Source organism: Salinispora vitiensis (assembly GCF_000378825.1).
Classification (GTDB): Bacteria; Actinomycetota; Actinomycetes; order Mycobacteriales; family Micromonosporaceae; genus Micromonospora; species Micromonospora vitiensis.
The window spans coordinates 4,369,778-4,392,981 of record NZ_KB900388.1 but is presented as its reverse complement, the minus strand read 5'-3'; the positions used below and the strand labels follow the sequence as shown (position 1 = coordinate 4,392,981).

20 protein-coding genes and 1 pseudogene are annotated in these 23,204 nt (G+C 69.5%); 14 read left to right on the top strand and 7 right to left on the bottom strand.

From position 1 onward, the window contains the following. Positions 1-570 precede the first annotated feature (570 nt). Positions 571-1,387: pseudogene (locus SALPAC2_RS28585) on the bottom strand (serine/threonine-protein kinase); the annotation flags it as partial. A gap of 180 nt (positions 1,388-1,567) precedes the next feature. Here SALPAC2_RS28585 and SALPAC2_RS26745 point away from each other — a divergent pair. The 9 genes from SALPAC2_RS26745 (at position 1,568) to SALPAC2_RS0120815 (ending at position 10,789) form a co-directional block, all read left to right on the top strand. Then, a complete protein-coding gene (locus SALPAC2_RS26745) occupies positions 1,568-2,083 on the top strand; it encodes a hypothetical protein (protein ID WP_109745479.1) in 516 nt (171 codons plus the stop codon). Between the two features lie 75 nt (positions 2,084-2,158). Beyond that, positions 2,159-2,830, top strand: a complete 672-nt coding sequence (locus SALPAC2_RS25220; RefSeq protein WP_018218566.1) for a Maf family protein — start codon at positions 2,159-2,161, stop codon at positions 2,828-2,830. Between the two features lie 40 nt (positions 2,831-2,870). After that, positions 2,871-3,524 (top strand): O-methyltransferase, encoded by a 654-nt coding sequence (locus tag SALPAC2_RS0120845; RefSeq protein ID WP_018218565.1) that lies wholly within the window; start codon positions 2,871-2,873, stop codon positions 3,522-3,524. A 158-nt stretch (positions 3,525-3,682) separates the two neighbouring features. Next, positions 3,683-5,434 carry an acetyl/propionyl/methylcrotonyl-CoA carboxylase subunit alpha gene (locus SALPAC2_RS0120840; RefSeq protein ID WP_018218564.1) on the top strand — a complete coding sequence of 584 codons (1,752 nt, stop codon included), beginning with the start codon at positions 3,683-3,685 and terminating at the stop codon, positions 5,432-5,434. 136 nt (positions 5,435-5,570) lie between these two features. Next, positions 5,571-7,010, top strand: a complete 1,440-nt coding sequence (locus SALPAC2_RS0120835) for a GuaB1 family IMP dehydrogenase-related protein (RefSeq protein WP_018218563.1) — start codon at positions 5,571-5,573, stop codon at positions 7,008-7,010. A gap of 328 nt (positions 7,011-7,338) precedes the next feature. Then, positions 7,339-7,542 carry a hypothetical protein gene (locus tag SALPAC2_RS25215; RefSeq protein ID WP_018218562.1) on the top strand — a complete coding sequence of 68 codons (204 nt, stop codon included), beginning with the start codon at positions 7,339-7,341 and terminating at the stop codon, positions 7,540-7,542. A gap of 655 nt (positions 7,543-8,197) precedes the next feature. Then, positions 8,198-8,956: an ABC transporter ATP-binding protein gene (locus tag SALPAC2_RS0120825; protein ID WP_018218561.1), complete on the top strand. Its 759-nt coding sequence runs from the start codon at positions 8,198-8,200 to the stop codon at positions 8,954-8,956. Further along, positions 8,953-10,173 (top strand): hypothetical protein, encoded by a 1,221-nt coding sequence (locus SALPAC2_RS0120820; RefSeq protein ID WP_223874901.1) that lies wholly within the window; start codon positions 8,953-8,955, stop codon positions 10,171-10,173. The genes SALPAC2_RS0120825 and SALPAC2_RS0120820 overlap by 4 nt, the downstream gene beginning before the upstream one ends. Continuing rightward, positions 10,142-10,789 carry a hypothetical protein gene (locus SALPAC2_RS0120815; RefSeq protein WP_026184966.1) on the top strand — a complete coding sequence of 216 codons (648 nt, stop codon included), beginning with the start codon at positions 10,142-10,144 and terminating at the stop codon, positions 10,787-10,789. The genes SALPAC2_RS0120820 and SALPAC2_RS0120815 overlap by 32 nt, the downstream gene beginning before the upstream one ends. Before the next feature lie 63 nt (positions 10,790-10,852). Here SALPAC2_RS0120815 and SALPAC2_RS28075 read toward each other — a convergent pair whose 3' ends face one another. Together SALPAC2_RS28075 and SALPAC2_RS28260 are read right to left on the bottom strand one after the other, a co-directional pair. Further along, complete coding sequence (locus tag SALPAC2_RS28075) at positions 10,853-11,278, bottom strand: flavin reductase (RefSeq protein ID WP_080636970.1); 426 nt, start codon at positions 11,276-11,278, stop codon at positions 10,853-10,855. A gap of 227 nt (positions 11,279-11,505) precedes the next feature. Then, positions 11,506-11,634: a hypothetical protein gene (locus SALPAC2_RS28260; RefSeq protein WP_263404666.1), complete on the bottom strand. Its 129-nt coding sequence runs from the start codon at positions 11,632-11,634 to the stop codon at positions 11,506-11,508. Between the two features lie 319 nt (positions 11,635-11,953). Between SALPAC2_RS28260 and SALPAC2_RS0120805 the strand changes: the two genes are divergently transcribed. Both SALPAC2_RS0120805 and SALPAC2_RS0120800 read left to right on the top strand, forming a co-directional pair. Then, complete coding sequence (locus SALPAC2_RS0120805) at positions 11,954-12,766, top strand: helix-turn-helix domain-containing protein (protein WP_018218558.1); 813 nt, start codon at positions 11,954-11,956, stop codon at positions 12,764-12,766. Beyond that, on the top strand, positions 12,763-12,951 hold the full coding sequence (locus SALPAC2_RS0120800; protein WP_018218557.1) for a DUF397 domain-containing protein: 189 nt from the start codon (positions 12,763-12,765) through the stop codon (positions 12,949-12,951). Before SALPAC2_RS0120805 ends, SALPAC2_RS0120800 begins: the two co-directional genes overlap by 4 nt. A gap of 192 nt (positions 12,952-13,143) precedes the next feature. Here the strand turns inward: SALPAC2_RS0120800 and SALPAC2_RS0120795 are convergent, their stop codons facing one another. Further along, positions 13,144-14,769 (bottom strand): DHA2 family efflux MFS transporter permease subunit, encoded by a 1,626-nt coding sequence (locus SALPAC2_RS0120795; RefSeq protein ID WP_018218556.1) that lies wholly within the window; start codon positions 14,767-14,769, stop codon positions 13,144-13,146. A 52-nt stretch (positions 14,770-14,821) separates the two neighbouring features. On the opposite strand from SALPAC2_RS0120795, the gene SALPAC2_RS26495 reads away from it, so the two are divergent. Then, on the top strand, positions 14,822-15,370 hold the full coding sequence (locus SALPAC2_RS26495; protein WP_026184964.1) for a MarR family winged helix-turn-helix transcriptional regulator: 549 nt from the start codon (positions 14,822-14,824) through the stop codon (positions 15,368-15,370). Here the strand turns inward: SALPAC2_RS26495 and SALPAC2_RS0120785 are convergent. Both SALPAC2_RS0120785 and SALPAC2_RS28580 read right to left on the bottom strand, forming a co-directional pair. Further along, positions 15,288-15,908 carry a TetR/AcrR family transcriptional regulator gene (locus SALPAC2_RS0120785; protein ID WP_018218554.1) on the bottom strand — a complete coding sequence of 207 codons (621 nt, stop codon included), beginning with the start codon at positions 15,906-15,908 and terminating at the stop codon, positions 15,288-15,290. The two genes, SALPAC2_RS26495 and SALPAC2_RS0120785, sit on opposite strands and share 83 nt — an antisense overlap. Before the next feature lie 302 nt (positions 15,909-16,210). Next, positions 16,211-16,723 (bottom strand): DUF6346 domain-containing protein, encoded by a 513-nt coding sequence (locus SALPAC2_RS28580; protein WP_223874900.1) that lies wholly within the window; start codon positions 16,721-16,723, stop codon positions 16,211-16,213. A 768-nt stretch (positions 16,724-17,491) separates the two neighbouring features. Between SALPAC2_RS28580 and SALPAC2_RS0120780 the strand changes: the two genes are divergently transcribed. Together SALPAC2_RS0120780 and SALPAC2_RS0120775 are read left to right on the top strand one after the other, a co-directional pair. Beyond that, on the top strand, positions 17,492-19,225 hold the full coding sequence (locus SALPAC2_RS0120780; protein ID WP_018218553.1) for an ABC transporter ATP-binding protein: 1,734 nt from the start codon (positions 17,492-17,494) through the stop codon (positions 19,223-19,225). After that, positions 19,222-21,240, top strand: coding sequence for an ABC transporter ATP-binding protein (locus SALPAC2_RS0120775; RefSeq protein ID WP_026184963.1), 2,019 nt, complete (start codon positions 19,222-19,224; stop codon positions 21,238-21,240). The genes SALPAC2_RS0120780 and SALPAC2_RS0120775 overlap by 4 nt, the downstream gene beginning before the upstream one ends. A 22-nt stretch (positions 21,241-21,262) precedes the next feature. Here the strand turns inward: SALPAC2_RS0120775 and thrS are convergent, their stop codons facing one another. After that, positions 21,263-22,480, bottom strand: coding sequence for a threonine--tRNA ligase (thrS, locus tag SALPAC2_RS0120770; protein ID WP_018218551.1), 1,218 nt, complete (start codon positions 22,478-22,480; stop codon positions 21,263-21,265). Positions 22,481-23,204 lie beyond the last annotated feature (724 nt).

The following is a 23,204-nucleotide window of genomic DNA, read 5'->3' as shown; positions in this document are numbered from 1 at the left end:
GCCGCCTTCAGCCGTGGAAGGCGCCCGAGCCGCGGGTGGGCGCGGCATCGGACCGGACGGCATCCGGATCTACGCCGTCGTCGTCCGGGGTGCGCCGGGGATAGGCCATCACGGCACCGAGCAGCAACAGGCCCGCCACGGCACCGAGCAGGGGTCGGGTGGCGAGTAGCCACCCGGAAAACAGCACGGCACCGAGCAGCAGCAGACCCGCCACGGTACTGAACAACCACCTCTGGCGGGTGGAGTAACGCTTCGCACCGGCACCGGGCACGGCTGGCGGGGGCACGGCTAGTGGGGGCGCGGCTGGCGGGGGCACGGGCGGTGCCGGGGCACCCGACTCGCCGGCCTTCGCCGCCAGCCCGGCGTCCGCGCGGGCCGCCGGAGGTCCGACCGGCACCGCCGGAGGTCCGACCGGCACCGCAGGAGGTCCGACCGGCACCGCCGGAGGTCCGACCGGCACCGCCGGAGGTCCGACCGGCACCGCCGGAGGTCCGACCGGCACCGCCGGAGGACTGGCGACCGGACGGGCGTTGGTCGGGCGGGTGTTGGCCGGCATCGCGGTGGAGGCGGCGTCGGCTGCTCGGCGCAGTAACTCCTCCGCCGCCTCGGCGGTGATCCGCCGGGTTGGATCCTTATGCAGCAGGCCGTCGAGTACCGGGCGCAGCGGGCCGGCGTTCTTCGGCGGCGGCGGCGGCTCGGTGGCCAGCGCCGCGAGCGTGGCGATCGCCGAGGGACGGGCGTACGGCGACTTGCCCTCCACCGCCGCGTACAGGGTCGCCCCCAGCGACCAGAGATCCGCCTCCGGCCCGGCGGTACCGTCCTGCGCCCGTTCCGGGGCGAGGTAGGCAGGGGAGCCGAGCAGCATGCCGGTGCGGGTGACATTCGGGTCACCCGGAACCGTGGCAATACCGAAATCGGTCAACACCACCCGCCCGTCCTCACCGAGCAACACGTTGCCCGGCTTGACGTCCCGGTGCATCACCCCCGCCCGATGCGCCGCCTTCAGCGCACCCAGCACCCCCAGACCGATCTGCACCCCCTGAGCCGGCGACACCGGCCCCTGCTCGGCGAGCGTGCCGTGCAGAGACTTCGACGCCACGTACTCCATCACGATCCACGGATCACCATCGGTCCGCAGCACATCGAAGATGCGAACGACGTTGCCATTGTTGAGACGAGCGATCGCCCGCGCCTCGCGCAGCGAACGCTCCCGCATCTCGCGGCGCTCCTCATCGGTGAGACCGGGCGGCGGCACCAACTCCTTAATCGCCACAGTCCGGTGCAGCACCTCGTCCTGCGCCTTCCACACCCGACCCATACCGCCCTGACCGAGCGGCGACAAGAGCCGGTACCGACCAGCGACGAGTTCCGAGGGTGCGTTCGACATCACCTAAAAACGGTACCGGGCGCCGAAAACGGCCAGTCGGGGGGCAGGACACCACCCAACGAAGATCCACTCCGCGGCGGCCCCGCAACCGGTGGGGCTACCGGTTGCAGGGCTGCGACTCCCGTCCCACACCCGCTACCCTCACTCATGGAAACGGCGCGGTGACAGACAGGAGGGATGATGATCGAGGAGGGTGAGGGTCGTCCAGCGGCCCAGATTCCCGGCCTCAGCGGCGTTGTGGAGATACCCGAGGAGCACCAGGCGAAGCTCCAACAAGAGCGGTCGTACGAGTCCGAGGCGGCCGACCCCAAGGCGGCCGCTCCCGTGCCCCTTTCACCCCCGTCGCCCGGAGCCGACCCCGTGCCAACGCCGACCCCGTCGAAGAACCCCACCACCCCCGCGCCCAGCAGCACCGACACGAGCCCGGGAGCGGGCTGCCCCGCACCCACCGACGGCCCGCCACGCCGCCCCCGCGGCGGAGTGACCGGCGGTGGCGGCGCGGGCACCGCACCGACCGGCGGGGCCGGTTCGCGCCCGGGGGGCGGCAGGGGCTTACCCGGCGAGCCCACCGTCCCGCCATTCGCACCGGGGTCCTCGGCACCGACTGACCGACCGGCGGGCCCGACCCACCTCAACTCCGAGGAGACGCCGCGCACCGGGGATCCCGACCATCGGGGGGAGTCGGATCAGGAGTGAGTCCGACCCGGTGCCCCCACTGGCCGGGAGCTCAGCCTCCCCAGCGCCGGGGACGGAGCGGGTAACGTCGGAGTCGTGTCTGGATCTCTACCGCTTCGCCTCGTCCTCGCCTCCGCGAGCCCGGCCCGCCGCAAGACCCTCCAGTCGGCGGGGATCGAGCCGGATGTGCTGGTCAGCGGCGTTGACGAGTCCCTCGTGGTCAGCGATCGCGCGGATGAGCTCTGCCTGGAGCTGGCCCGGTTGAAAGCGCAGGCGGTCCTGACCCGGCTGCACCCCGCCAACGACCAGCGCACCCTGGTGATCGGGTGCGACTCGGTGCTGGAGTTCGACGGCCAGATTCTCGGCAAGCCCGCCGATGGGCCCGACGCCGTCCGCCGGTGGGAGCGGATGCGGGGACGCAGCGGAATCCTGCACAGCGGGCACTGCCTCATCGACGTGACAGCGTCCCGGCGGGCGGAAGCCGTCGCCACCACGACCGTGCACTTCGCCGCAGTCAGTGACGAGGAGATCGCCACGTACGTCAACACGGGCGAGCCGCTGGCGGTGGCCGGCGCCTTCACGATCGACGGGTTGGGTGGGCCGTTCGTGGAGCGGATCGAGGGCGACCCCAGCACGGTGGTGGGCCTCTCCCTGCCACTGCTGCGCCGCCTCCTGGCCGAGCTTGGCCTACAGATCACCGACCTGTGGCGCCGGGGCACGCCGACGTCCGGTGCCCCGGCCGCCCCGGAGCCGACCCCTGGAGCCTGACCACCGAGAGTCTCGCCGTCGAGAGCACGAAGGAGCAGCGTTGACCACCAAGTCCATCCCGTTGACGTCGGAGTTGCACACGTACCTGGTCACCCACGGAAGCCCACCGGATCAGGTCATGCTCGACCTGATTGAGGAGACCCGGGCGCACCTGCCGGAGGACGCAGAGATGCAGGTGGCGCCGGAGCAGGCCGCGTTCCTGACCTTTCTGACCCGGCTACTGGGGGCGCGACGTGCGGTCGAGGTCGGCACCTTCACCGGGCTCTCCGCGCTGGCGATCGCCCGCGGGCTGGCCGAGGACGGGCAGCTGACCTGCTTCGACGTCTCGGAGGAGTTCACCGGGATCGCGCGGCGCTACTGGGCCCGGGCCGGGGTGGACGACCGGGTGCGGCTGCGGGTCGGCCCCGCCGGGGAGACGCTGCGGGAACTACCGGCCGACCGCCACCTCGACTTCGCTTTCATCGATGCGGACAAGGTCGGCTACTCGGCGTACTGGGCGGAGTTGGTGCCGCGGATGCGGCCCGGCGGAGTGATCGCCATCGACAACGTCCTCCGCGACGGCCGGGTGCTCGCCCCGCAGGACGCCGGCGACCGGGCGATCGCCGCGTTCAACGACGAGGTGCTGGCCGACGTACGGGTCGACCCGGTGATGCTGCCGATCGCCGACGGGCTGACCCTGGCCCGGGTGCGCTGACCGGCCCGCCGCGGGACCCGGCACCCGCCCCGGGCCATCCCGCCCGGGGCCGGGTCGGCGAACGGGCAGTGTGGCATCCCACACTTAGCGCTCGTTAGGGAGCTTCGGCAGGGCCGTTACACTCCCCGTCAACGAACACCCCGGGAGGAGCCCCCAAGGTGCGCAAGGTACTCATCGCCAACCGCGGCGAGATCGCTGTCCGCGTCATCCGCGCGTGCCGCGATGCCGGCCTGGCCAGCGTCGCCGTCTACGCGGACTCCGACCGCGACGCCCTGCACGCCACCCTGGCCGACGAGGCGTACGCGCTCGGTGGTGACACCGCCGCCGACAGCTACCTGCGCGTGGAGAAGCTGATCGAGGTCGCGGCGCGGTCGGGTGCCGACGCGGTGCACCCGGGCTACGGCTTCCTCTCCGAGAACGCGGACTTCGCCCAGGCGGTGATCGACGCCGGGCTGACCTGGATCGGGCCGAGCCCACAGGCGATCCGCGACCTGGGCGACAAGGTGACCGCCCGGCACATCGCGCAACGCGCGGGCGCACCGCTGGTCCCCGGCACCCCGGACCCGGTGGGCAGCGCCGACGAGGTGTTGACCTTCGCCGCTGACCACGGCCTGCCGGTCGCCATCAAGGCGGCCTTCGGCGGGGGCGGTCGCGGCCTCAAGGTGGCCCGAACCATGGAGGAGATCCCCCACCTGTTCGAGTCGGCCACCCGGGAGGCGGTCGCCGCGTTCGGCCGGGGTGAGTGTTTCGTCGAGCGGTACCTGGACCAGCCTCGACACGTCGAGGCACAGGTCCTCGCCGACCAGCACGGCAACGTCATCGTGGTGGGCACGCGGGACTGCTCCCTGCAGCGCCGGCACCAGAAGCTGGTCGAGGAGGCGCCGGCGCCGTTCCTCACCGACGCGCAGCGCCAGCAGATCCACAACTCGGCCAAGGCCATCTGCCGGGAAGCCGGCTACCACGGTGCCGGCACCGTCGAGTATCTGGTCGGCGCCGACGGCACCATCTCCTTCCTGGAGGTCAACACCCGGCTTCAGGTGGAGCATCCGGTGACCGAGGAGACGGCCGGGGTCGACCTGGTCCGGGAGCAGTTCCGTATCGCGGACGGGGAGAAGCTGCGGTTCACCGAGGACCCGACGCCCCGCGGGCACTCCATTGAGTTCCGGATCAACGGTGAGGACCCGGGCCGGAGCTTCCTGCCCGCCCCAGGCACGATCACCGCGCTGCGGCTGCCGACGGGTCCGGGAGTACGGGTCGACACCGGGGTCTCCGCCGGCGATGTGATCGGCGGCAACTTCGACTCACTCCTCGCCAAGGTGATCGTGACTGGCGAGACGCGTACCGAGGCCTTGGAGCGGGCCCGTCGCGTGCTGGACGAGATGGTGGTCGAGGGCATGGCGACCGCGCTGCCGTTCCACCGGCTGGTGGTGCGAGACGAGGCCTTCACCGCCGAGCCGTTCACGGTGCACACCCGGTGGATCGAAACCGAGTTCGACAACACCGTGCCGGCCTTCACCGCCACCGCCGGCCCCGCCGAGGGCCCGGCGGAGCGCGACACCGTGGTGGTGGAGGTGGGCGGCAAGCGGCTGGAGGTCAGCCTCCCGGCCGGCTTCGGCACCGGCACGGCCGCCGCCGCGCCCGCGGCGAAGAAGCCGGCCCGTCGGCGCGGCGGGGCGAAGGCCGGGGCCGCGGTCAGCGGCGACACCCTCACCTCCCCCATGCAGGGCACGATCGTGAAGATCGCGGTCGCCGAGGGAGACATCGTGGCTGAGGGCGACCTGGTCGTGGTCTTGGAGGCGATGAAGATGGAGCAGCCGCTGCACGCGCACCAGGCGGGCACGGTCAGCAGCCTCGCCGCCGAGATCGGCGCGGTCATCACCGCTGGCGGCGCGATCTGCACCATCGCCTGAGGGCGCTGGCTGCCGCGGTTCGGAACAGGTAAACGCCGCCGGCGCCGCGGCGTAGCGGCGCCGCCCGGTCGGCCAGCCGGCGGGACGTTGGCCGACCTGGGGAACGCGAGTCGGGGCAGCCAGTCATGATGGCCGGGTGCGGTTCCTACACGGCGCGGTCCCCGCGCACGACCTGACCTACAACGACGTCTTCATGGCCCCGGCCCGCTCCGAGGTGGCGTCCCGGCTCGACGTCGACCTGTCGACCGGTGACGGCACCGGCACCACCATCCCGTTGGTGGTGTCGAACATGACCGCGGTGGCGGGCCGCCGGATGGCCGAGACCGTGGCCCGGCGGGGCGGCATCGCGGTCATCCCGCAGGACATCCCGATCGAGGTGGTCGCGGACGTCGTCGCCTGGGTCAAGCAGCGGCACCTGGTGTACGACACCCCGATCACCCTGGGTCCGACCGATACGGTCGGCGACGCCATCCACCTGCTGCCGAAACGGTCGCACGGCGCGGTGGTCGTGGTGGACGAGTCCGGCCGGCCGGTCGGGGTGGTCACCGAGGCGGACACGGTGGGCGTGGACCGGTTCGCGCAGCTACGGCACGTGATGTCGGTGGAGCTGCACACAGTTCCGGCGGACGCCGATCCGCGTACCGGCTTCGACCGGCTCTCGGCCGGCCGGCGTCGGCTGGCACCAGTGGTGGACGAGCAGGGACGGCTGGTCGGCGTACTCACCCGTTCGGGGGCGCTGCGCGCCACGCTGTACCGTCCGGCGCTCGATGACCGGGGCCGGCTGCGCATCGCCGCGGCGGTGGGCATCAACGGCGACGTCACCGGCAAGGCTCGCGCCCTGCTGGAGGCCGGGGTGGACACCCTGGTCGTGGACACGGCGCACGGCCACCAGGAACGGATGATCTCCGCCCTGCGGGCCGTACGCGCGCTCGACCCGGCCGTACCGGTCGCGGCCGGCAACGTGGTCACCGCCGACGGCGTACGTGATCTCGTCGCGGCGGGTGCGGACATCGTGAAGGTCGGCGTGGGACCGGGGGCGATGTGCACCACGCGAATGATGACCGGGGTGGGCCGGCCCCAGTTCTCGGCGGTCCTGGACTGTGCCGCGGCGGCGCGGGCGGTGGGCCGGCACGTGTGGGCAGACGGCGGGGTCCGGTACCCCCGCGATGTGGCGTTGGCGCTGGCCGCGGGGGCCTCGAACGTCATGATCGGTTCTTGGTTCGCCGGCACCTACGAGTCCCCGGGCGACCTCTACTCCGACGCCGACGGTCGCCGCTACAAGGAGAGCTTCGGCATGGCCTCGGCCCGGGCGGTCAGCGCGCGGACGGCGGAGGACTCCGCGTACGACCGCGCCCGGAAGGCGATCTTCGAGGAGGGCATCTCGTCGGCGCGAATGTACCTGGACCCGGACCGGCCGGGCGTGGAGGACCTCATTGACGAGATCATTTCCGGGGTACGCAGCGCCTTCACCTATGCCGGGGCGCACAACCTCACGGAGTTCCACGAGCGGGCGCTGGTCGGGGTGCAGAGCGCGGCCGGCTACACCGAGGGGATGCCGCTGCCGACGAGTTGGTGACTCGCGACGTCGCGGTCCGCGCTGGGGACACAACTGGGTGACGTCGGGGAGGCTTGCAGCGGGGCTGGGGTGTCGAACCCGGAGGCGGCGGCCGGCTGGTTGATCATTTGGATTGGAACGATCGGTGGCCGGCCGTCGTGTTGTGCGCCCATGACGGGCTGGATCAAGAACAAATCGACTGGCTGTACGGGCAACTGTCCTTTCTGGCGAAGTGGGACGCGCCGACGGTGCGGCCCCGGGCGCTGTCACTGTGCACCGCGTGCTGTCGCTGTGCACCGCGTGCTGACGCCGCTGTACGAACAGGTGCGGGAGCGCGCGGCGGGACGCGGTGTTGGTGGACCCCGGCCGGGAGTTGACCGACGTCCGCAAGCGATGCAACACCGCCCTGAACCGGCCACGGGCGGCGGTCGAGCGGGCCATCGCACACTGGAAAGTCATCAGAACGAGCTTCCGGCGGTCCCTGGAGGAGCTCCCCGCAGTGCTACGCACCGTGACCAAACTGGAGACCTTCCGTTTCTACGGCCAGTCCTGAAATCCATTCAAATAGATTTCTGGAAGTCTTCCCGGGCCCTCGGCAGGCCCCGTCCTGCCTGATCAGAGTGCACTTCTTCGCTTCCGGTCCAGACCTTAAACTCCCTTAACAAAAGGTCGAAGCTGGAGTTGACTACAGAGAGTTTCATGCACAATGCGTAGCGCTTGAACCTGATCGGGCTGGCTGCTAGCGTTCCCTCCGGTGATCACCAGTAGTCGTCAGGATTTTGCTATTTCGAGAGACGGGAAGTGAAATGCGGAGAGCCGTTGTGTCTTCTTTGGCGTCACTTGCGGTGACGGGTGGAGCTGTTTTTGCGCTCAGCGTTCCTGCTCAGGCTGCCGGCGCTACCACGGCTTCGACATCAGCCGGGATTCTCACCATTGACTGTGTGAGGAATATTCAGAACACCTGGGGCGAGATTACCTGCGAATCCCCGGACGGACAGAACGTCAAGGAAGTTCGTTTCGACTGCTCCTGGTCGCCGGACAAGGTATATAAGGATTTCTACTTCAAGGGTACGTGGACAAAGTCCCATGAGTGCGTGAGGCCGATGACCCGAATCCAGGTGACTATCTAGTAGTAGTTACGATGTGGAGCCATGTCCAGTGGTCACGCTTAGGCGTGGCTCCACATCATAATAAGCGGAGACGATCACGTGGCGAGTTTGGTGGCGAGCAACCTGTGTCAGGGCTACGGCCGGAAGCAGGTGGTGCACGACTTCACTCACGATTTCCGTCCGGGGGTAGTGGGGCTTCTCGGTCCGAACGGTGCGGGTAAGACGACGTTGCTCAACACCCTGGCGCTGTTGAATCCGCCCACCTCGGGGTCGATCAGTTTGAGTGGGGAACGGGCCTCCGGCCTCAGGTCGGTGCGTCGGTTGCGGCGCAGGATCGGGTTCCAGCCACAGAACTTCCCGTACCCTGGTGGGCTGACGGTCATGGAGTTTCTCCGCTATGCCGCCTGGCTTCGTGAGTTCCCGCGAGACCAGACCGGGGCTGCTGTCGCGACGGTGATCGAGCGACTCGACCTGCAGGAATATGCGAAGGCCAAGCTGCGTACCCTTTCTGGTGGCACGTTGCAGCGCGTGGGGGTGGCCCAGGCGATTGTGCACGACCCAGAGGTCGTCATCCTTGATGAGCCGACTGTCGGGCTTGATCCGGCGCAGCGTGTCGGTCTGCGTAATCAACTCCGGGAGTCGGCGCGGTCACGGCTCGTTTTGGTCAGCACGCATATCGTGGACGATGTGCTGCACACTTGTGACTCGGTGCTGGTTTTTCTGCAGGGTCGGGTGGTCTTCGATGGGACGCCGGCGGAGCTGGCTGATGGCGGCGACGCGAATGCTGGGACTGAAGGTATGAGTGCGATCGAGTCGGGCTATCTGCAGCTTGCCACGAAGGCTGGGGTGTCGGCGTGAGTAGGTTGGGTTATCCCCGTTGGGTCGGTCCGGCGCTGATGGCGGGGGTGTTTGTTCTCGGTGCGCTGCTACTGTTGCCGTCTCGTCGTTTCTGGTTCGGGTCTCCGTTGCTGACCACGGGGGCCATTCAGCAGATCACGCCTGTCCTGGCCGCTGTTTGCGCGGGTGTCGCCGCGGCTGCGTTTCCCTCCCGCAACCGGCGCCGTACCGCGGCCCTTGATCCGCTCTCGAGTAGACCCGCGTGGCACTTGGTCCTGTTCCGGGCAGCCGCTATTGGGCTGTGGGTGTTGGCTGGCTACCTGTTCCTGGTGGTGGGCGCGGTCGCGGTATCAGCGGCAGTGGAACCCGGAAGCCGGCTCGGCGTGGGCAATGTTGTGCTCGGTACGGCGGGCATCGTCCTGGCATTGGTGGCTGGCACCGTCGTCGGCTCGCTCTGGCCGAAGCCGATCACTCCGTTGCTCGTGCTAATCGGCGGCCTGGTCCTGATGATGGCGGGTTTCGATTCGCCGGACTCGGTTCGCCACCTCTTTCTCTACCACGGCGCTGGTCCGCTGTGGGGTGAGCCGAGAGTGGACGTGCTGGTCCTGAAGCTGGTCTGGGTTGCCGCGCTGATCGCCCTGTTCACGCTGGTCGCCGCCGGTTTCGGGTGGGGCGTGACGAGTCCGATCCACTGGCGTCGGGTCGGCATGGCGGCTGTCGGCGTCGCAGTGGTGGGGGCCGCCGGGATCCCGATCGGGCTGGCGCTGTCCGATGTCGGAGGGGAGCCGATGACCCGGTTTTCGGCAGCGCAACATCAGGTGTGCGGTGGGCAGCAGCCACGGGTCTGCCTCTGGGATGACCACCGGCGGCATCTGGACGATGTCGTCCGCATGGTCGAGACAGCTAAGCAGGTCAGCGGAGTCGTACCCGGGGATGTGCAGCAGTACGAGGAGTTCGGCATGAGCGCGCCGGCCGGCAACCCGGACATTTTCCGAGGCGGCAACGGAGTAATTCACATTGATACCGGGTTCATAAAAGACGAGGAATTGGTCCAACAACTCGCCGGCCAGTGGCGCCACGTGAACATGGAACGCTGCGACACACCACGGGAGGAATTGTTCACCGCTTACCCGGAGCTGGATAACCTGTACCAAGAATTGTTTACGGCTGCGCTCGCGGGCCCGGTTGACGACCTCGCTGCCTGGCGTGGCCGCTACGCCGCCGCCTCGGCGTGCTGACCGCGCCATGACGACCTCACGTATCCGCGAAGGCGCACCGCTGCCGCTACTCTGGCTCCGCGTGCACGGACTCGCCGGTTACCTAGCGGCCGGTGCCGTGGTGGCTGCCTGTTACCTGTGGCAGCGGCTCGAATCGGCTGATTGGCCCTTTCCGCTGAACAACGACGTCACGTTTCTTCCGGCCATCCTGGCCGCCGGCGCGCTGCTCGGCCTCGGAAGTGGGGTCGGTTTCCTCGAACGACGCCATCCCGGTCTGGTCGGCGTCCGAGCCTTCACTGTGGCGGCGTACGGCATTCTGGGCGTGATGATTCTGCTCCTGCGGCCGTCCTCTGTGGCCGAGGACCTACCCGGGCCGCTGCCGACTATCCGCTCATTCATGATCGCCCTCGGCATAGGGTTGATCGTCCAGGTGTGGGCCGGCACCGCGCTGGCCTGCGGGCTCGTGATCGTTCGGGCGCTGGTGGCCGGGCAGTTCACCCAGAACGGGAACGGAGCGAGTCTGTTTCTGTGGGATCTCGCGCCACTCGACGCCGTGCCATACACAGTGGCCGCCGTTGTCCTGCTCGGAGTGGGTACTGCCTTCCACGCGACCAACGGGCCACACCGAAACCCGTAGTCGACCACGACTCTGCTTGTACAACCCTGATGCCTACGGCCGGCTCTTCGGTTGAGGCACTTGCTACCGCTTTGGGCCCTCCGTCTCAGGACGGCCTTGCGGTGATCGTCGTAGGCGGGCCAGCCAGCCGTCGGCCCAGTCGAGATGCGGACAACCCTTGTTCGCGCACCGGGGGCAGGTCCGCCCTCCCCAGTGGCTACGAATGATCATTTCGATTCCGCGAAACACCAGGTCCAGGTCTCCCGGCTCAAAGGCGCTGGTCGTGGGGTGGTCGGGTTCCACCCGCCAGCACCAGTCGACAAACCTCTCCCTGAGGTCCGGTCTGGTGCCGTTGAGCCGGGATAGCTGATCAGATGCCTCGGCCAAAAGCTTGCCCTGGTGAGCCAGCAGCGCTGACCTCCTGCCGCGATACTCATCCAACAACGCGAGCCGCGCGGGCTGGCACGGCCAGTCGGCGCCGCAGGCCCGGCACCGCCAGAGCGGGCGCATGGGATCGTGTGCCTTTCTCACCACGACCGGCTCCCGCCCGCGTGGTGGTCACGTAGGCAACGCTTGACGTCACCACACCGGGGGCACCAACTACCCGAACGACTCTTGGTCACCAGACCCAGGACCACACCAACGGCGAGCCCAACGACGACGGCAATAGCAGCGACAACCATCGACGCCCCCTCAGTCTCGCCTGTCGGCGCTTCGGGCAGGCGGCCGGTGCGCCATCACCAGCGGCCTCCGTTGGCTCGCCACTGCTGCGCCGGGGTGAGCCAACCGACGCGGCCGGGCCGGGGGTCGGCGAGGGTGGGCTGGGTCATCCACGCCGGGAAGTTGACCGACCTAGCGCGCTGCACCGTCACGGGGTACGGGACGTTGTTCCTCTGCTGCGGTGCAATCGCGGAGGGCGGCGAGCTCCTCCTCAGGCGGCGGAACCAACGGCTGGGGCGCATGTCTCCTCCTGCAGGGCTGGGGGTCCGGCGACCTATACGGGTTGCACATGGAGCACCACGTCGGGGTCATCGTGCATCATGCACACACGGCAATGCAATGCCCTGCGGTTCAAATCGTGCCCACCTTCGGGGTATCTCGACTCACGTCTGTGTGAGTACGATGCGATGCATGGCCAACTCACGGCGGTACCAACCAGGCAACATGGCTGGTCGACGGCTCGGGATGACGCTCCGGGCGCTTCGAGAGGCGGCCGAGCTAAGCACGGCTCAGGTCGCGGAGCACCTTGCCAGCAGCCAGCCGAAGGTCAGCCGGATCGAGAACGCCGTATCCCCTGTGTCCAAGGGGGATCTGATGCTGATGCTCAACCTGTACGGCGTCACCGACCCGGACGAACAAGATCGACACTGGCAGCTTGCCCGCGCCGGACGAGAGCGGGGTTGGTGGGAGTCGTACCGGGACGTCATCACCGGCTCCCTCGGGTCCTACATTGGATTCGAGAACGACGCCACCTCCTTGAAGGTTTGGTCCTTGGGAGTCTTCCCCGGGCTGCTCCAGACCGAGTCGTACGCTCGGGCGCTGTTCGCGGCGGACCCCGTACGAACGGAGCCCGAGGAGGTGGATCGGCTGGTGGCGGCTCGAATGCAACGTCAGCAGCGGATCGAGAACGACGGGCTGAGCTTGTGGGTCGTCCTTGACGAATCGCTGCTACACCGTCAAGTCGGGTCCTCGGAGGTGCTTGCAGGGCAGCTTGAGCGAGTGGCCAGCCCGCCACCAGGAGTGACGGTGCAGGTACTGCCATCAAACATCGGATGGCACTCCGGGCTGAGCGGCGCCTTCACGATCATGGAATTTGCGGAGTACCCCACGATCGCGTTCCGCGAGGCGCTGACCGGGGACACCCCGGTGGAGAGGGCCCGCGACGTCGGGAGATACACCTTGGCTTTCGATCACCTCCGAGCCTCTGCCTTGAGCCCGGTAGAGTCAAAGAAAGCCGCCGCGTCGGTGGCGCGGGAACTACGGAGGCAACAGCAATGAACCTCGACGGCGCCACGTGGCGCAAATCCACCCGGAGTTCCGGCGGCGGTAACGGGGACTGCGTGGAGGTCGCCGACAACCTTCCCGGCGTCGTCGGCGTCCGTGACAGCAAGGACCCCACCGGACCGGCCCTGGTGTTCGGTCCGGAGGCGTGGCAGGCGTTCGTTACGCACGCCCGGCGCTGACAAGCAAGAACCTAAGCCCCCCGGTGTTGGCACCGGGGGGCTAAAGCATGTCTGGGACCCACCTCCAGCCCCACACCCCCGCGCCGGATATCCACCGCTCGTAAGCGTAAGTGACAAGGGTCGACCCGGGTCGTTGTTCTCGCGCCAGGGGAAGAGGCCAGCGGACGCCACCCGGCGGCGGCCCGCCGCGGTCTAGCCGGCCGGGCTGCCCGCCGGCTGTGGCGTCGGCGCCGGCTCCGCCGCCCCGGGGCGATCCCGGGGCAGTCGGGCACAGGCGACCAGCCCGATGAGCAGGAAGCCGGCGGCGGCGAAGGCCGCGTACCGGGTGGCGTCGGCGAAGGCGGCCTTCGCCTCCTCGGCGATCGGCGCGGTGCGGGGGTCGGCGGCGAGCCCGGCGATCGCCGCTCCGCCGCTCTCCCGGACCTCGGTCACCACCTGTTCCCGCTGGGCGGAGTCGAGCTCGGAGCGATCAGCGAGCCGCGCCCCGAGAAGCCCGCTGAGTCCGGCGAAGAGGACGGTGCCGAGCACGGCGATGCCGAGGGCGGAGCCGACCTGCCGCGCGGTGCTCTGCACCCCGGACCCCTGGCCGCTGCGCCGGACCGGCACCTCGCGCAGCGACACCCCGGTGAGTTGGGCGGTGGCCAGACCGACGCCGACGCCGTAGACGAAGAGCAGGCCGAGCGGAGCCCACCAGCGGGTGTCGGGGGCGACCACGAGGCCGAGTCCGGCGATGCCGGCGATCTCCGCGGCTACGCCGAGCTGCACCACCCGGGTGGTACCCCACCGTTTGACGAGAAGCGCTCCGAGCGCACTGGACAGGAAGCTACCGACAGCGAGGGGCAGCAGCGCTAGGCCGGTGTGGAAGGCGCTGTAGCCGAGCACGTTCTGGTACCAGAGCGGGAGCGCGAAGAGGAGGCCGAACTCGCCCAGGCTGACGATCGCGGCGGCGGTGACGCCGGTCCGGAAGGAGCCGATCCGGAACAGCGACAGGTCGATCAGCGCCGGGCGACCGATCCGGTTACGGCGCACTTGGTGGGTGACCAGAAGGGCGAGGGCGGCCAGGCCGGTCAGCCCGACGACCGGTACCGGGGAGATCGCGGCGGGCCAGTCCAGGCCGAAGATGCTGACCGGCTTCGCCAACCCCCACCAGCCATATGTACGCCCCTCGATGAGGGCGAAGACGACGCCGGTCATACCGAGCACCGACAGCAGCGCCCCGATCAGGTCGATGCCGCGCTCGACTCGTTCGTCGCGGGATTCGGGGACCAGCGCGAGCGTGGCGACGACAACCAGCAGGCCGATCGGGAGGTTGATGCCGAAGGCCCACCGCCAGGAGAGCTCGGTGGTGAGCCAGCCGCCGAGCAGCGGGCCGAGCGCGGCGGCCCCGCCGATGGTGGAGCCCCAGACCGCGAAGGCGATCGCCCGCTCTCGGCCGGCGAAGTTCGCGTTCAGCAGCGACAGTGAGGTGGGCAGCATCATCGCGCCGCCCAGCCCTTGGAGCACCCGCGCCCCGATCAGCTCCGCACCGGAGCCGGCGGACGCGGCGAGCAGGCTGGCCACGACGAAGACCAGCACGCCGACGACGAACATTCGCCGCCGGCCGGCCCGGTCGGCGAAGCGGCCGGCGACCAGAAGCAGGGCGGCGAAGACGAGGGTGTACGCCTCCTGGACCCACTGCGCCCCGGCGGAGCTGACACCGAGGTCGGCGATGATCGCCGGGACAGCGACGTTGACGATCGTCACGTCGACGATGATCGTGGCGACTCCGAGACTGATGGCGAGCAGCCCCCACCAGCGGCCGCGTCCCTGCTCCGGCATACCCGCTCCGATCGCTAGTTTATCTAGCTACCTGAGCTGCTAGCTTCGTCCCGTGGACAGCGCCGCGTCAACCACCCCCGGCTCGCGTCGCGGGCCGTACAGCGAAGCGCCCTCAACCAGCCGCACCGCCCGGGCGCTGCGCGAGGTGATCCGGGCTGCCAGCGGCACCCCGGGGGCGCTGGCCCGCCGGCTCGGAATCGGGGTCACCGACGCCGCCGCCATCGACCACCTCGCCGCCAGCCCGGACCCGCTCGGCCCGGTGGAGTTGGGCAACCGCCTCGGCATCCGGTCCGCCTCGGCCACCGCGCTGGTGGATCGGCTGGTCCGCGCCGGCCACTTGGCGCGCACGCCGCATCCGCAGGATCGCCGCCGGGTGGCGCTGCAGGTCACCGACCAGGGGTACGACGAGGTGTCGGCGGCATTGCGGCCGATGCTGGCCGGCATCGAGCAGGCGGTCGACCGGCTCACGCCGGAGCAGGCAGCCGCCACGGCCACCTTCCTGCTGCAGGTCGCCGAGGTTATGCGGGAGTACGTGGGGACCGCGCAGGCGGAACCGCCCGACCTTGTGCGTCAACCCGGGCCCCGAACAGCCGACGAATGACGACCCGGGCGGCCTCCCGCGGATCGTCCCCCGTCTCGTCCGGCAGGGCGCCCGCGTTCCACAGGGTGGCGAAGCCATGCACGATGGACCAGGCGGCCAGCGCATCCCCGGCGGCGCCGCCCACCGCGCCCGGCCCTGGCGGCAGGTCGGCCACCGCCGAGCGCAGGACCGCGCGCGATCGTTTCCGGGCGGCCACCACCTCCGGCGCGTCGGCGCGGTAGAGGTCGGGGCGGTACATCACCTCGAAGTGCGCCCGACGCCGGACGGCGAAGTCAACGTAGGCCACCCCCATCTCGAGCAGGCTGTCGCCGGTCCGCAGGGCCGCGGCGAGCAGGTCGAAGCCCTCGACCGCGAGCGCGGTGAGCAACCCTGACTTGTCGCCGAAGTGGTGGGCGGGCGCCGCATGCGACACACCGGCTCGGCGGGCGAGGTCCCGCAGGCTCAGGGCGGCGGGCCCGGACTCCTCGATCGCCACCGCGGCGGCGGCGAGCAGGGCCCGCCGAAGATCGCCGTGGTGGTAGCCGCGTGCACCGGTCATCTCGGAAGCATATCTTGCCGTTGACAAGATATCCGGACGGAGGCAGTGACGACCCACCCTGGCCGATTCCGGCTACGAAGGCATAGGCCAGGGGGCATCAAGACCCCGATCAAGCAACCACCGATGGCAGCCGACTCGCACCCGACAACCGCGCCTACAACCGGCTCCTACGTGGCCTGCGCTGAGGACGAGTAAAAGTCCCAACAACGCCATTCGTCCATCAGGATGAATGGCGCCGGGCTACACACTGTCTTCCTACATCCTCCGACGGGGCCAGACCGCGGCCAGCGGCTGCAAGTCGCCTACCGACGCTTCTTCCTACGCTCCCGCCTTTCCAGCCAGGCTAGGTACCTCGGAAGACCGACCACCGCTGAGACCAGGTACGCCCCACTCCCTACAATCAGGGCAAAAAATACTCCGACTTGGAACATAAGAATAAGTTTGACCGCCATCGCCCAGATCCGGAGGGAGGGGCGACCGTATCTACACTCGGAGTTTCCTGCTCCGTAGCACGCCTCACGAAACTCGATTGACTTACCACGGTCAGCTGGAGTAACGATGGACCTACGAACTGTTGTCACCACCTGTCGGCCATCCTGAGTCTGGACCGCGACGTCACAGTGCCACCAATACCCAAGGCCGTTACTACTCACCGGCCCGACCCGTTCGCAATACTGCACGGTGGCCACGGCTGGGCGCTCCGTAGGAAAGCTTTTAATAACGCCGGTGCCGGGATAGAAGCTAGCCAACGTCTCGGAGATCAGGTACAAAACGGGTATAGCGGCGAGGAGGGCGATCGCTATTGCAAGCCGCACCACTCGTCCCCAGAATGGCCCACGCCGCTGGTAGGCAGCGAGCGCCTCCTGCTGAAAACGCACTGACTCCGCATCCACTTCACTGCCCCCTTACCAAGACCGGCCGACAGCAGCGAGCCAATCGCATTCCACAAATTGCGCGAATCACCCAACTAAAGTCGTCGGAGATTGGTAGGAGTATAACCTGCCACAATTGCGAGAATAAACCCGGCGCGTGGCGACAGCGCAGTGCGACAACATCCCGTGGCGACGGCCCATCTCTGAGCCTCGATTCACCGATGAAGATCGCCGGTGACGACCGTGACGTTCGTGCGCGAATCTGCTGCGTGCCGGCCTGGTTCCGGTGATGCGGCAGTTGCGGGCTGCCTGACCGCATACCGGCCGGAACCAGGCGGCCCGACCACAGGCCAGAAACCCCGCCCCACTCCAGCACAACCCTGCCCGGAGCAAGCCGACCACGTAACCGGCGAGTCTGCCCTGCCCCGAAACCACATCCCGCCTGTTTCCACCGCCGCCCGGCCCAGCACCTTTGCCCGTGTCGCACCGAACAACCCTTATACGTTGCTGAGATAAGCTCAGTCTGCCACCGACAGGATCGGCTTGGCGGTTCCGCTGGCTCCGCCACCGCCGTCGCCATTTCGGTTGGCACCTGACGATCCGACCACTAACCTGCCCGGGTGAAGGAAACCCCCCGCCAGGACGCGCCACTCGTGCGCTGGCCATCCTGACCACCCGGGCCGACCGAGGCGAACCCCACGGAGAGCCGGCGTGCTGATCCAACTGCTCCGCACCTACCTACGCCCCTACCACCGCCCGCTGGCGGCCGTGGTCGCCCTCCAGTTCGTCGGCACCATCGCCTCGCTGTACCTGCCGAGCCTCAACGCCGACATCATCGACCTCGGGGTGGCCCGCGGCGACACCGGCTTCATCCTCCGCACCGGGGGCTGGATGCTCGTCGTCAGCCTGGTACAGATCGTCTGCTCGATCGCCGCCGTCTACCTCGGCGCCCGCACCGCAATGGCGTACGGCCGGGATGTCCGGGCGGCGCTCTTCGCCCACGTCAACACCTTCTCCGCTCGCGAGGTCGCCCACTTCGGCGCACCATCGCTGATCACTCGCAACACCAACGACGTGCAGCAGGTGCAGATGCTGGTGCTGATGAGCTGCACGATGCTGGTCGCCGCGCCGATCATGAGCGTCGGCGGGGTGGTGATGGCGCTCCGCGAAGACCTCGGGCTCTCCTGGCTGCTGCTGGTCTGCGTCCCCGTCCTGGCGCTCGGTCTGGGCCAGGTGATCCGCAAGATGGTGCCCGGATTCCGACTCATGCAGACCCGCATCGACACCGTCAACCGGGTCCTCCGCGAGCAGATCAGTGGCATCCGGGTGGTACGGGCGTTCGTCCGGGAACCGGACGAGACCCGGCGCTTCGCCACCGCCAACACCGACCTGACCGTGACCGCCCTACAGACCGGCCGACTGGCCGCACTGATCTTCCCGATCGTGATGCTGGTCCTCAACGTCTCCAGCGTCGCGGTGCTCTGGTTCGGTGCCGGACGGGTCGACGCCGGCGCCATCGAGGTCGGCTCCCTCACCGCCTTCCTCCAGTACCTGATGCAGATCCTGATGGCGGTCATGATGGCCACGTTCATGCTGATGATGGTGCCGAGAGCGGCCGTCTGCGCCGAGCGGGTCAGCGAGGTGCTGGCGACCAAGACCTCGGTCACGCCCCCACCGGAGCCGGTCACCACACCGCCGGGCCGCGCCGAGGTGGAGCTGCGCCGGGTGCGGTTCCAGTACCCGGGCGCGGCCGAGCCGGTGCTGCGGGACGTGTCGTTCCGGGTGACCCCGGGCACGACCACCGCGATCATCGGCAGCACCGGCGCCGGCAAGAGCACCCTCCTCGCCCTGATCCCACGACTGATCGACGCCACCTCCGGTGCGGTGCTGGTGGACGGGGTCGACGTCCGCGACCTCGCGCCGGAGGCGCTGTGGCAGCGGATCGGCCTGGTGCCCCAGCGCCCGTACCTGTTCACCGGCACGATCGCCAGCAACCTGCGGCACGGCAACCCGGACGCGACCGAGGCCGAGCTGTGGGCGGCGCTGGAGGTGGCGCAGGCCCGCGACTTCGTCGCGGCGCTGCCGGACGGGCTGGACGCGCCGGTAGCGCAGGGTGGCACCAACCTCTCCGGCGGGCAACGGCAGCGGCTGGCCATCGCCCGGGCGCTGGTGCGCCGACCAGAGATCTACCTCTTCGACGACTCCTTCTCCGCCCTTGACCTCGGCACCGACGCGCGGCTACGGGCGGCGCTGCGCCCGGTCACCGCCGACGCGGCGGTGGTGGTCGTGGCGCAGCGGGTCGCCACTGTGGCAGACGCCGACCGGATCGTGGTGCTGGAGGACGGGGGCGTCGTGGGGATCGGCCGGCACGCCGAGCTACTGACGGCCTGCCCCACGTACGCGGAGATCGTCGCATCTCAGCAGAGCACGGGGGTGACGGCGTGAGTGCTCCGGCCGTACCGAAGAAGAACCCACCCGGCGAGGAGCCGACGCCCCAGCGGCTACCAAACGGCGGCCAACGCGGCAGCGGACCCTCCTGGCCGGGGCCGGGCATGCCCGCCGAACGGTCGATGTCCTTCGGGCCGTCGGCTCGGCGCCTCCTCGGACGGCTCCGCCCGCACCGCCTCCCCCTGATCGGGGTGATCGCCCTGACGGTGCTCGGTGTCGGCCTGAACGTGGTCGGCCCGAGAGTGCTCGGCCACGCCACCGACCTGATCTTCGCCGGGGTGTTGGGGAGACAACTCGAACCCGGCACGACGACGGAGGCCGCCGCCGCGGCGGCGCGCGCGGCGGGCAACGACAGCTTCGCCGACATCATCACCCGGATGGGCGTGGTTCCCGGCGCCGGGATCGACTCGGCCGCGCTGGCCCGGGTGCTGCTGCTGGCGCTCGCCCTCTACGTCGCGGCGTCCCTGCTCATCTGGGGGCAGGGTTGGCTACTCACCGGAATCGTGCAGCGGACGGTGCACCGGCTACGCGAGGAGGTGGCGGCCAAGCTGAACCGGCTGCCCCTGCCCTACTTCGACCGACAGCCCCGGGGTGAGCTGCTCAGCCGGGTCACCAACGACATCGACAACATCTCGACCAGCCTGCAGCAGACCCTGAGCCAACTGCTCACCGCGCTACTCACCGTGGTCGGGGTGCTCGCCATGATGTTCTGGATCTCGCCGCTGTTGGCGCTGATCGCACTGGTGGCGGTGCCCCTGTCGGTGCTCGTCACCCAGCAGATCGCGAAGCGGTCCCAGCCGCGGTTCGTCGCCCAGTGGACGCACACCGCGGAGCTCAACGGCCAGATCGAGGAGGCCTTCACCGGCCACGAGCTGGTCAAGGTCTTCGGCCGGCAGCGGGCTGTGCAAGCCTCCTTCGCGGCCAAGAACGAGGAGTTGTTCCAGGCCAGCTTCGGGGCGCAGTTCATCTCCGGAATCATCATGCCGGCGATGATGTTCATCGGGAACCTGAGCTATGTGGCGATCGCCGTGGTCGGCGGGCTCCGGGTGGCCTCGGGCACGATGACCCTCGGTGACGTGCAGGCCTTCATCCAGTACTCCCGCCAGTTCACCCAGCCGCTCACCCAGCTCGCCGCGATGACGAACCTGCTCCAGTCCGGGGTCGCCTCCGCCGAGCGGGTCTTCGCGGTGCTCGACGCCGAGGAGCAGGATCCGGAACCGGCCGCCCCGGCCAAACTGATCGCACCCCGCGGGCGGGTCGCGTTCGAGCACGTCTCCTTCCGGTACACGCCGGACGAGCCGTTGATCGAGGATCTGTCGCTGACCGCCGAGCCCGGGCAGACGGTGGCGATCGTCGGGCCGACCGGGGCCGGCAAGACCACCCTGGTCAACCTGGTGCTGCGCTTCTACGAGCTGAACGCGGGTCGGATCACCCTCGACGGGGTGGACATCACCGGGCTGCGCCGGGACGACCTGCGCTCCCGCATCGGCATGGTGCTCCAGGACACCTGGCTGTTCACCGGCACGATCCGGGAGAACATCGCCTACGGCCGACCCGACGCCACCGAGGAGGAGATCCTGGCGGCGGCGCGGGCGACCTTCGTGGACCGCTTCGTACGCAGCCTGCCCGATGGCTACGACACCGTGATCGACGAGGAGGGGAGCAACATCAGCGCTGGCGAACGGCAGCTCATCACCATCGCCCGCGCCTTCCTCGCCGAGCCGTCGCTGCTGATCCTCGACGAGGCCACCAGCTCCGTGGACACCCGGACCGAGGTGCTGCTCCAACGGGCGATGGCGGCACTGCGCTCCGACCGCACCAGCTTCGTGATCGCACACCGGCTCTCCACCATCCGCGACGCCGACCTGATCCTGATGATGGTGGACGGGCGCATCGTCGAACAGGGCACCCACGACGAGTTGCTCGCGGCCGATGGCCCGTACGCCGGCCTGCACCGCTCTCAGTTCACCCAGGGCCAGCCGACCGGGTCCGAGCCGATCTCGGCTCCGTAGCCGGCGGTCCTCGGCGTGCCGCTCAGCTCGGCGGGAGAAGCTCCGGCGAGCGGGTCGCGGCGACCCGGGCAACCAGCGCGAGGGCCTCGGCGGCGGGCAGCGGGGCCAGGTGCTGGCCGTCCCGCAGCCGCAGCGACACCCGTCCGGCGGCGGCCTCCCGCGGGCCGACCACCGCGGCGTACGGGACCCGGGCCTGCGCCGCGTCGCGGATCCGCCCGCCCAGCGAGCCTCCCCGGTCCACCTCGGCCCGCAGTCCGGCCACCCGCGCCGCGGCGACGAACTCGTCAGCCGCGCCGTCCTGCGCGGCCGCGACCGGCAGGACCACCAGCTGAACCGGCGCGTACCAGACGGGGAACGCCCCCTCGTGCACCTCGATCAGGTAGCTGAACAGCCGCTCCATGCTCCCGACGAGACTGCGGTGCACCAGCACCGGCCGGCGCCGGACACCACCGGAGTCGACGTACGACAGATCGAACCGCTCCGGCTTGTCGAAGTCGAGTTGGACGGTGGAGAGCGTCCACTCCCGGCCGGCGGCGTCCGCCACCTGAATATCAATCTTCGGTCCGTAGAAGGCCGCCGCACCGACATCCTCGGTGTACTCCACCCCGTCGAGCGCGGCGCGGAGCAACTCCTCGGCCAACGCCCAGTCGTCCTCCGCGCCGACGTAGCGCTGACCCGGGCCCCGCAGCGACAGCCGGAACCCCGCCGGTCGTACGCCGAGGGCGGCGTGCGCCGCGCGGATCAGCCGAAGGATCTCCGCCACCTCCGCCCCGACCTGCTCCAGGGCGCAGAAGTTGTGGGCGTCGTTGAGCGAGATCGCCCGTACCCGGGCCAGCCCGCCCAGCACACCGGAGCGCTCGGCCCGGTACATGCCACCCAGCTCGGCGATCCGCAGCGGCAGGTCCCGCCAGGATCGTCCCCGGCACCGGTAGACCAACGCGTGGTGCGGGCAGAGCGCCGGGCGGAGCAGGAGCTCATCGTCGGCCGACAGCCGCATCGGTGGGAACATCTCCTCGGCGAAGTGGCCGAGATGCCCGGAGCGTTCGAAGAGTTCCCGCCGACCGAGGGGCGGGGTGAGGACGTGCTGGTAGCCGGCCTGGCGTTCCAGGTCCCGGAGGTACTCCTCGACGGCGTGCCGGGCCGCCGCCCCGGCCGGCAGCCAGAGCGGCAGCCCCGCGCCGGCGAGCGGGTCGGAGGTGAACAGGCCCAGCTCCCGGCCGAGCCTACGGTGGTCGATCATGTCGCGCTCCTGGTTCGGGTACGGCGCTCGGAGCGATCGGTACCCGGAACGCAACGAGGCCCCGGGGCGGTTCGCCCCGGGGCCTTGTTGACGGAGAAAGTCAGTGCGGCACGCCGGGGTTCCCCGGCGTCGTGTTCCTTACCGCAGCCTGCATGGGGCGAGGCTACGGCGAGCAGTACCGAGCCCGCACCCGAATTTGGCCCACCTCCGGTCGCGATGGCCCACCGCCGCCCTCACCGTCGAGCCCGCGAACGAGCGGAAGGCACCCAATGAGCCTTTCCGGGTAGCGGGTCGTCTGCCGCGACGGTGTCGCCGATTCTCCAGGGACAGCGGCTGATGTTGCGGATCCGGGGCGCCCCGAGATGGTGGCCGGCGATGCCCCGAAAAGGTTGGCGCGTCGGCGGGCACGGATTGCCGGCGACGCGAATGAGGAGGGGCACTTCGAAGCAGCATCGATCGATGCTAATGGGCGTCAATGCTGATGGCCGCTAGGATGCCAGCGTTACGTTCGCTGTCGAGCTGCCCCACCGGCGGGACCGACACCAAGGCCCGACTCGGGCCGCCGCGAGCAGGTGCTATCAGCCGGAATAGAGCGAGATGTCGATCGAGGCGGGCGCGGGTATTCCTGCGCCCCATCCATGAGGGCAACTCGACAGCGGGCGACACAGCACCACCTAGCCCCGGCAGGACGACGCACGACCGCCCCCCCCGGATGCCCGCACGA

What these genes read in the sequence shown, in the direction of transcription:
- SALPAC2_RS26745 (WP_109745479.1), top strand. Translation starts at nt 1,568, where the DNA reads ATGATCGAGGAGGGTGAGGGTCGTCCAGCGGCCCAGATTCCCGGCCTC.
- SALPAC2_RS28075 (WP_080636970.1), bottom strand. Translation starts at nt 11,278, where the DNA reads ATGCGCCCGCTCTGGCGGTGCCGGGCCTGCGGCGCCGACTGGCCGTGC.
- SALPAC2_RS0120805 (WP_018218558.1), top strand. Translation starts at nt 11,954, where the DNA reads ATGACGCTCCGGGCGCTTCGAGAGGCGGCCGAGCTAAGCACGGCTCAG.
- SALPAC2_RS0120800 (WP_018218557.1), top strand. Translation starts at nt 12,763, where the DNA reads ATGAACCTCGACGGCGCCACGTGGCGCAAATCCACCCGGAGTTCCGGC.
- SALPAC2_RS0120795 (WP_018218556.1), bottom strand. Translation starts at nt 14,769, where the DNA reads ATGCCGGAGCAGGGACGCGGCCGCTGGTGGGGGCTGCTCGCCATCAGT.
- SALPAC2_RS0120785 (WP_018218554.1), bottom strand. Translation starts at nt 15,908, where the DNA reads ATGACCGGTGCACGCGGCTACCACCACGGCGATCTTCGGCGGGCCCTG.
- thrS (WP_018218551.1), bottom strand. Translation starts at nt 22,480, where the DNA reads ATGATCGACCACCGTAGGCTCGGCCGGGAGCTGGGCCTGTTCACCTCC.